The organism is Streptomyces sp. NPDC059142, from assembly GCF_042755665.1.
Lineage (GTDB): Bacteria > Actinomycetota > Actinomycetes > Streptomycetales > Streptomycetaceae > Streptomyces.
The window spans coordinates 1-2,881 of sequence record NZ_JBHZDA010000201.1 but is presented as its reverse complement, the minus strand read 5'-3'; the positions used below and the strand labels follow the sequence as shown (position 1 = coordinate 2,881).

The 2,881-nt window shown below is 72.7% G+C and carries 2 protein-coding genes; one reads left to right on the top strand and one right to left on the bottom strand.

What is annotated here, in order from left to right; translation table 11 throughout:
• Positions 1 to 31: 31 nt before the first annotated feature.
• On the bottom strand, positions 32 to 1,081 hold the full coding sequence (locus tag ACFXPK_RS32675; RefSeq protein ID WP_385080782.1) for a methyltransferase: 1,050 nt from the start codon (positions 1,079 to 1,081) through the stop codon (positions 32 to 34).
• Positions 1,082 to 1,406: 325 nt separating this feature from the next.
• Between ACFXPK_RS32675 and ACFXPK_RS32670 the strand changes: the two genes are divergently transcribed.
• On the top strand, positions 1,407 to 2,881 hold a 1,475-nt coding region (locus tag ACFXPK_RS32670), incomplete at its 3' end, for a condensation domain-containing protein (RefSeq protein ID WP_385080780.1).

The following is a 2,881-nucleotide window of genomic DNA, read 5'->3' as shown; positions in this document are numbered from 1 at the left end:
CCGGAACGTGTGTGCCGCGGGGCCGGCGCTCTCAGCGCTTGACGCCCAAGCTCAGCCCGTGCTCGTAGGGCAGCCCCGAGACGGTCCCGACCTCCTCGAACCCGGCCGCGCGCAGCCAGCGCTCGTAGTCGCGCGCCGGATAGGCCATCCCCCGGCCGCTGGCCAGGACGTTGAAGTACAGGCCGAGGCGGGCGCCGAACACGCCCTCGGTCTCGTCGTCGGAGACGTTGTAGCCGTACACCATGACCCGCCCGCCGACCGGCAGCGCCGCGTACGCCTTCTTCATCAGGAGCAGGATCGAGTCCTCGTCGAAGATCTCCAGCACATGGCTGAACAGCACGGCGTCCGGCCCCTCGGGGAACGGGTCGGTGAACATGTCACCCGGCGCCAGGCTCACCCGGTCGGGGTGGGCGCCGGCCTCCGCCTCCGACGCCAGCCGGGACACGCTCGGCATGTCGAACACCGTCGACGTGAGCCGCCCATGACGTGCCACCAGCCGCGCCGAGGTAGTGCCGTCCCCGCCGCCCACGTCCAGCACGTGCCGTACGTCGCCGAAGACCGGCTGCTCGATCAGCGCGTCGACCGAACGCAGGGTGAACGCGGTCATCGCCCGGTGGAAGACCTCCTCCAGCCCCGGATTGTGGGCCAGCCGCCCGTACAGGGTCGGCTCGTCACCGGGATGGGCCTCCAGGGCGGTGTTGGTGCCCGCCCGCAGCGCCCGCGTCATCTGCGCGAACGCCGGATAGTAGACCTCCTTCCAGCCGGTCAGGATGTGACTCCAGCTGTCCGGTTCGTCGTCCGCCGCCAGCAGGCTCTCGGCGACGGCGGAGTTGTGGTAGGCGCCGTCCCGGCGCTCCAGCAGCCCCGTCGTGCAGACCGCCTGGAGCAGCACGCGCAACTGATGCGCGGGCAGACCGCAGAACGCCCTGATGTCCTCCGCGTCCGAGCCGGGTTTCCCCGACAGGAAGGCGAAGATCCTCAGTTCGGCGGCGGTCGTGACGGCATTGAACAACGCCGGCGCGTTGACGAGGAAGTGGAAACGTTCGAGGACGGAATCGTCTTCGTGGGCGGCGTTCTGCATGGCTCTCCAAGGAATGAAAGGCGTCGGACGCCACGGCGCGATGGTCTCGAAACGCTAGGCGGGCCAGGGTGGGGCGGCAACGACGTTCCCCACCGTTACGGGCCGTCGGCTGCGCGACTCCCCCGGCCCGGGGGAAGGCGCGGGGAGGGCGTGGCCACGGCCGGGGGCCGACGCACCCGCCGACACGTGCCGGCGCCGGTCGTAACTGTGGCTCCCACCGATGCTGGGGCCCGCGACTTCTCCGCACCATCACAAGTGCCCACATGGGGCCGGAGCGCGCCCGCGCAGATGGCATCGAAGGCCCAGCCCGCATTGAGGAGTGCACGTGATTCCTGCGTCGTATGCGCAACGTCGGCTGTGGCTGGTGGACCGGCTGGAGGGAGCCGGCGCGCTCTACACCGTCCCCCTGGTACTGCGGCTGTCCGGCGCGCTGGACGTGGCCGCGCTGCGGGCCGCCCTGCACGACGTGGTGGCCCGCCACGAAGCGCTGCGCACCCGCTTCCCCCAGGTGGACGGCGAACCCGTGCAGGAGGTCGTCCCCGTGGGCGACCTCCCCGACCTGCTGACCGTCGACGCCGTGCCCGCCGACGAGGTGGACGCCGAGATCGCCCGCACCGCCCGCCACGTCTTCGACCTGGCGTCCGGCATCCCGTGGCACGCCCGGCTCCTGACCGTCGACGACCGCACCTCGGTCCTCGTGCTGGCCCTGCACCACATCGCCGCCGACGGCTGGTCGGCGGCCCCGCTCTGGCGCGACCTCTCCGCCGCCTACACCGCACGCCTGGCCGGCACCGAGCCCGACCTCGCGCCGCTTCCCGTGCAGTACGCCGACTACACCCTGTGGCAGCGCGAGTTGCTCGGCGACGCCGACGACCCCGGAAGCCTGCTCACCGAGCAACTCGCCCACTGGCGCGCGGTACTGACCGGCGCCCCCGAGGAACTCGCCCTGCCCGCCGACCGGTCGCGGCCCGCGGTCTCGGCGCACGCCGGAGGCACCGTACGGTTCGACGTCCCGGCCGAGCTGCACGCCGCCCTCGCCGAGGTGGCGCGCGCCGAGGACGCCACCCTGTTCATGGTCTGGCACGCCGCGGTCGCCGTCCTGCTGTCCAAGCTCGGCGCCGGTGACGACATCCCGGTCGGCAGCCCCTTCGCCGGACGCGACGAGGCCGATCTGGAGAACCTCGTCGGGTTCTTCGTCAACACCCTGGTCCTGCGCACCGACGTGTCCGGGGACCCCGACTTCACCGAGATACTCCGGCGGGTGCGCCGCACCACCGTGCGGGCCCTGGACCACCAGGACGTACCCTTCGAACGGCTCGTGGAGGAGCTGGCGCCGGCCCGCTCGCTGACCCGGCACCCCCTCTTCCAGGTCAACCTCACCCTGCACAACACCCCGCAGGCCCGGGTCGACCTGCCCGGACTCACGGCCGTCGCGGAGTTCGCCGCGCTGCCGCTGGTCAAGTTCGACCTCGACTTCCAGGTCCTGGAACGGTTCGACGAGCAGGGCCGGCCCGCCGGCCAGGACGTCGAACTCCACTATTCCGCCGACCTGTTCGACCGCGCCACCGCCGAGTCGTTCACCGAGCGCCTGCTGCGCGTCCTGCGGCACGCCGCCCGCGCACCGCACACCCCGCTGCACACCGTCGACGTCCTCTCACCCGCCGAACACGAGCGGCTGCGCGCCGTCGCGGGCGACACCACACCCCCGCCGCCCGGCGCGACCGTGCCCGACCTCTTCGCCGCACGGGCCGCCGCCCACCCGGACGGGGGGGGGGCGGGGGGGGGCGGCGCGCCGCACCG

What these genes read in the sequence shown, in the direction of transcription:
- ACFXPK_RS32675 (WP_385080782.1), bottom strand. Translation starts at nt 1,081, where the DNA reads ATGCAGAACGCCGCCCACGAAGACGATTCCGTCCTCGAACGTTTCCAC.